At 68.4% G+C, this 5,543-nt stretch carries 7 protein-coding genes; 1 reads left to right on the top strand and 6 read right to left on the bottom strand.

What is annotated here, in order from left to right; genetic code table 11:
- The 4 genes from LQV45_RS16590 to LQV45_RS16575 form a co-directional block, all read right to left on the bottom strand.
- The coding region (locus LQV45_RS16590; protein WP_230007975.1) for an SDR family oxidoreductase at positions 1–499 on the bottom strand (499 nt) is incomplete at its 3' end.
- Positions 496–1,926 (bottom strand): DUF6421 family protein, encoded by a 1,431-nt coding sequence (locus LQV45_RS16585; protein ID WP_230007974.1) that lies wholly within the window; start codon positions 1,924–1,926, stop codon positions 496–498. The genes LQV45_RS16585 and LQV45_RS16590, both read right to left, overlap by 4 nt.
- A 164-nt stretch (positions 1,927–2,090) precedes the next feature.
- Entirely contained in the window at positions 2,091–2,576 is a 486-nt protein-coding gene (gene msrB, locus LQV45_RS16580) for a peptide-methionine (R)-S-oxide reductase MsrB (RefSeq protein WP_230007973.1), read from the bottom strand.
- Between the two features lie 41 nt (positions 2,577–2,617).
- A complete protein-coding gene (locus tag LQV45_RS16575; RefSeq protein ID WP_230007972.1) occupies positions 2,618–3,106 on the bottom strand; it encodes a hypothetical protein in 489 nt (162 codons plus the stop codon).
- A gap of 137 nt (positions 3,107–3,243) precedes the next feature.
- On the opposite strand from LQV45_RS16575, the gene LQV45_RS16570 reads away from it, so the two are divergent.
- Positions 3,244–4,611, top strand: coding sequence for a S9 family peptidase (locus LQV45_RS16570; protein ID WP_230007971.1), 1,368 nt, complete (start codon positions 3,244–3,246; stop codon positions 4,609–4,611).
- A gap of 110 nt (positions 4,612–4,721) precedes the next feature.
- Here LQV45_RS16570 and ybaK read toward each other — a convergent pair whose 3' ends face one another.
- Positions 4,722–5,219 (bottom strand): Cys-tRNA(Pro) deacylase, encoded by a 498-nt coding sequence (ybaK, locus tag LQV45_RS16565; protein WP_230007970.1) that lies wholly within the window; start codon positions 5,217–5,219, stop codon positions 4,722–4,724.
- Positions 5,220–5,246: 27 nt separating this feature from the next.
- Positions 5,247–5,543: SufE family protein (locus LQV45_RS16560; protein WP_230007969.1), on the bottom strand; the 297-nt coding region annotated here is incomplete at its 5' end.

The following is a 5,543-nucleotide window of genomic DNA, read 5'->3' as shown; positions in this document are numbered from 1 at the left end:
CCGCCAGCGTCCAGGCCTCGGCAGCCGCCTTGGCCGCGGCGTAGCTCGCCCCCGCCGCCGTCGGGGCGCTTACCGCCGTGGAGGACACCATGGCGAAGCGTCCGGCCTCAGAGGCGGCGAGGTCGTCGAAGAAGACGCGCGTAACGTTCCGCAGGGTCGTGACGGCGTTGCGCTCCAGGAAGTCCCAGTCGTCGTCGCTCTGGTCCGTGATGCCTTTCGCGCCGCGCCAGCCGCCCACCAGGTGGATAACGCCGTCGACGCGTCCGGCCAGGCCGGCAATGCTTTCCCGCAGGGCGCGGACGTCGGCCAGGCTGGCGAGGTCGCAGGCGAGCGGCGTGACGCCGTCGCCGGCCTCGGCGGCGGCTGCCTCGATGCGCGCGGCATCCGATCCGACCGTGAAGACCCTGTGGCCGGCGCCGCGCAGGGCGCGGGCCGTCGCGATTCCCGACGGCCCGCTGCCCCCCGTGACCAGCACGTTCAAAGTGCGTCCGGCACTCATCCGGCGTTCAGGGCCTGGGTGCCGCCGGACTCTGATCCCGTGTCAGTGCCGGTATCTGTGCTGATGTCTGACGACCCGGTGATGCCGGCAGTGGATTCGATGACGGGCCGCATCTTCTTCTCCAGCGCCTCGTAGAACATGGAGAGCGGGAACTCGTCGTCGAGGACCTGGTCCGTGAGGCCGCGGGGCGGACCGTCCAGGGGGAGGGCGTCCGGACCCTTGGCCCAGACCGAGGCCGGGTTGGGCGTGACCGTGCCGGAGATGAGCTCGTAGGCGGCGAGCCAGTGGGCCATCTTGGGGCGGTCGATCGAGCGCCAGTACAGTTCCTCGATCTTCGCGCCGAGTTCAACCACGACGTCGGCAGCCTCGTCCCAGTCGATGCTGAGTTTGCTGTCGGTCCAGTGCAGGACGTGGTGCTGGTGCATCCAGGCGAAGAGCAGCTGGCCGCCAAGGCCGTCGTAGTTCCGTACGCGCGTGCCGGTGATGGCGAAGCGGAAGATGCGGTCGAAGATCACGGCGTACTGGACCAGCTTGGCGTGCCGGCGGGCCTCCGGGTCAGCGTCCTCGTCCTTCTCGATCTTCACGGATTCGCGGAAGGCGGTGAGGTCGCAGCGCAGCTCCTCCAGTGAGTAGAGGAAGAACGGCATGCGCTGCTTGATCATGAACGGGTCGAAGGGCAGGTCGCCGCGCATGTGGGTGCGGTCGTGGATCAGGTCCCACATGACAAAGGTTTCCTGCGTCAGCTGCTGGTCCTCCAGGAGCCCGGCGGCGTCCTCGGGCAGCTGCAGGGAGGTGATCTCGGCGGCGGCGCGCAGGACGCGGCGGAAGCGTGCGGCCTCGCGGTCGGCGAAGATCGCGCCCCACGTAAACGTCGGGGTCTCGCGGACCGCGACGGTCTCGGGGAACAGGACTGCGGAGTTGGTGTCGTAGCCCGCGGTGAAGTCGAGGAACCGGATCGGGACGAAGAGCTTGTTGGAGTATTCGCCGGCTTCCAGGCCGCCGATGAATTCCGGCCAGATGACCTCGATCAGCACGGCCTCGACGAGGCGGCTGCTGCTGCCGTTCTGGGTGTACATCGGGAACACGACCAGGTGCTGGAGTCCGTTGACCCGGTGCTGCTGCGGCTGGAACGCCTGCAGGGAATCCAGGAAGTCCGGGATCCCAAAGCCGCCATCGGCCCAGCGGTCAAAGTCGGTGACCAGCAGTTCCAGGTAGTTCGCGTCGTGCGGGAAGGACGGGGCCAGGGCCGCGACCGCCGCGGTGATGGTTGCGACGTGGCCGGCCGCGGCTTCGTGGGCTTCGGCATCCGGCACGGATCCGTCCTGGACCTGGAGGGCGCGCAGGGCGGTGGCGGCAGCCTTGAGCCGCAGCCATTCCTGGTTGCCGGCGGTGATCGGGGCGGGGGCGGTAAGAGCGGTCGTGGTCATCGTCGACGGTCGCCTTTCTGTTTGCTGTGGAGCGTGTCGCTGGATCTAAATCGAGCGTAGCAAGCAAGCAGAGACTCTAATGCAAAATTGCCTCGAGCATAAGAAAGTCTGTGGCAAGTGATTCTGAAAAGCCGTTCCAGCGGAAGGAGAGGCAGGGCTGCGGGCTACTGCCCGGCGTCGTCCGCGGGAATCAGCTTCAGGGAAACCGAGTTGATGCAGAAGCGCTGGTCCGTGGGGGTGCCGTAGCCCTCGCCGTCGAACACGTGCCCCAGGTGGGAATCACAGGTGCTGCAGCGGACTTCCACCCGGTCCATGCCCATGGTGCGGTCATGGATGTAGCGAACGGTGCCCTCGGCGAGCGGCGCCCAGAAGGACGGCCAGCCGCAGTGCGAGTCGAACTTTTCGTTGCTGGTGAAGAGTTCGGTGCCGCAGGCCCTGCACTTGTAGACACCGCGGGTGTGGGTGTCCCAGTATTCGCCGGTGTACGGCCGCTCGGTGCCTGCCTGGCGGAGCACGCGGTACTCCTCGGGCGTCAGTTCCTCGCGCCACTGGGCGTCCGTCTTTTCGACGGGCGTTCCGGCGGGAGTCTGGTCAAAGGCCGTGGCGGCGGGGTCGGCTGCGGGTTCGGTGGCGGGCACTGCCGAGGGCATGGATTTAGGCCTGTTAAAGATACTCATAGCCTCAATAACGCTCAGGAGTCCCCGATAAATCCCGAACCGGCGTACAGATGCAGGACGGGCAGCCCCAGCTTGTCCTGTGCCTTGGTGGCCCAGTCGGTGTGGAACGTGTCGGCCACGGCGTGCGGGCGGGTGATGACCACAGCCTGTCCGGCGCTGAGTTCCTTGACCTTGGCAACCAGGCCGTCAACGGCCTTGCCCTCGACGACTTCGCCCGAGACGCCGCCGCCCAGACCGGCCAGCGCGGCCAGCGAGGCGGCCAGGGTGTCGGCTGCTTCGGCCCGCTCTTCGGCGGGGTCCGAGTGTGCCGTCAGTTCACGGAAGGCCTTGGCGATTTCAAGCATGGAAAGGTTTTCCAGGAAATCCACCACAAGGTGTCGCTCGGTGTTGGCCGGCACCAGGATCAGCAGGGGCGCATCACCGCCGGCAATCAGGGTTTCAATATTGACGCGGTCATCCGCACCGAGGGGCTCTTCTGTCAAAATGACGATTGGATCACTCATGACCCCAGCCTAGTCGCGCTCGTGTTGACCTGCATCGTTGTGTCCCGCGGGACCCTGGCGTGTCTGGACCGGCCCGGCCGTGCGCCTGAAATCCCGCCAATGCCGTGGTTGGGCTGCGCTTCAGTAAGAATGGTGCCATGGCATCCTCCCTGCGCCTCCGCCCGGACCTCCGCCAGACCGCTGCCCGCCAGGCCGCTGCCCGGCGGGCCTCTGCCCGCAGAACAGCACTCCCCGTCGCGCCGGCCCCCGGCGGCGTGACGTCCGGCAGCGCCAAGTGGGCGGTGGGGGGCATCATCGGCGGCAGCGCCGCTGCGGGCGTGCTCGCCGCCGGCTCCTCCGCCCTCGCCCTCTACTTCGCCCGCCGCGTCATCACCCCGGCCCGGTTCCGGGCAGAGGACCAGGAAGTGCTGGCCGTCATCCGCGAGGGGCGGGCGCTGCGGGTCATTTTCGCCGCCACCCCGGACGCCACGGTGGACGGGGTGTACGGTTTCTTCTTCGACGGCGGCCGCGGGCATGCGCGGATCGGCCGGATCCTGTCCTACTCCCCGGCCGAACGCACCGTGCTGCGCGAGGTCGAGCACGTCTACAGCGGGGACATGGCCACCGCCCGGCGCGGCTGGTGGAGCGGCGCGGCCTTTCCGGATCCAGCCGCCCTGGGGTTTCCGGTGGAGGACGTGCTGATCGACGTCGACGCCGGGACCGCGCCGGCCTGGCTTGTCCGCGCCGCGCCGGCCGTGGCGGAGCATGTGGCCCCCGACGTGTGGGCGATCATGGTGCACGGGCGCGGGGCCACCCGGCAGGAAGGGCTGCGGGCTGTCCGGACCGCCAGGGAACTGGGCATGTCCAGTCTTCTGATCTCCTACCGCAACGACGGCCTGGCCCCGTCAGCCAGCGACGGGCGGTACGGCCTGGGCTCCACCGAATGGCGCGACGTCGAGGCCGCCATCGGCTACGCCGTACAGCAGGGCGCCCGCGAGGTGGTTTTGTTCGGCTGGTCGATGGGCGGCGCGATCTGCCTCCAGACCGCTGACCTTTCCCGGCACCGCCACTTGATCCGGGCCATGGTCCTGGACGCGCCGGTGATCAACTGGGTCAACGTGCTGGCCCACCACGCGGAGCTGAACCGGATTCCGTCGTCCGTGGGCCGCTACGGACAACTGATGCTCAGCCACCGCCTGGGCCGGCGGCTGACCGGGCTGGCCGCGCCCGTCGACCTCAAAGCGATGGACTGGGTCTCGCGGGCCGTGGAGCTGAGGACGCCGACCCTCATTGTGCACAGCGTGGACGACGAGTACGTACCGTACGGACCCTCCGCGGCGCTGGCCGAGAAAAACCCCGAGATGGTCACCTTCGAGCCCTTCGACAAGGCCCTGCATACCAAGGAATGGAACGTGGACCCGGAGCGCTGGGAGCGGCAGGTCTCGGCCTGGCTCCGGCAGCAGCTGGCGCCCCGCGCCAACCCCGGCGACCAGGAGCCTCCGGCCGGCAATGCCGCATTCAATTGACAGATCATTGACAGAGATCATTGACAGTTCATTGACGGTTCGCTGACAGATCACGGCAGTGTTGTGCGCGAACATGGCCGTGACGTGCCGTCTCGACACCTGGGGCCGGGTCAATCGCGCCGGGTCCCGATCCTGGCGGTGCGGGCAGCCGTGAGCCGAATGAGCTCGGCCGGATCCAGCTCGATGTCCAGGCCGCGCCGTCCACCCGAAACGAGGATGGTCTCCAGCGCCAGTGCGCTCTCATCCACCACCGTTGGGGAGGACTGACGCTGGCCGAGCGGTGAGATGCCGCCGAGAACATATCCGGTCCGCCGCTGCGCCGCGGCCGGATCGGCCATCTCTGCTTTCTTGCCGCCCAAAGCCGCGGCCATCGCCTTGAGGTCCAGGCTGCCGCTGACCGGCACGACGCCGACGGCGAGCCGGCCGTCGACGTCGACCATCAGGGTCTTGAAGACCCGGTCAGGGTCGACGCCGAGCACTTCCGCCGCTTCCAGGCCATAACTGGCCGCCGCGGGGTCATGGGTGTAGGGGTGGGCCACAAAGGGAACCCCGGCGGCCCCGAGTGCCGCGGTGGCCGGAGTTCCCTGCGAGGCGTGCTTGCGGGCCATGTTCTCTGGCTGTCCGGGCGCCGAAGGTCAGGACTGCGCCGACGGCTGGCGGTCTCCGGAGGCGACGACCTTGCGCTTGATCCGGCCCAGCATGGCGGTCATTCCGCGCATGCGCAGGGGAGTGATGGCGCGGGTCAGGCCCAACAGTTCGGGCATGTCGTCGGGGACGGCCAGGATTTCCGCGGCGCTGAGCCCGTCGAGTCCTTCGTGGAGCACTCCGGCGAAGCCGCGGGTGGTCGGGGCCTCCTTGGGTGCCTTGAAGTAGAGCCAGACGCGCTCAGGCGCGTCGCCGTCGGCCTGTTCCGTCTCGACGGTGAGGAACAG

Source organism: Microbacterium sp. Bi128 (assembly GCF_918698205.1).
This window is presented reverse-complemented; position numbering and strand designations above follow the sequence as displayed.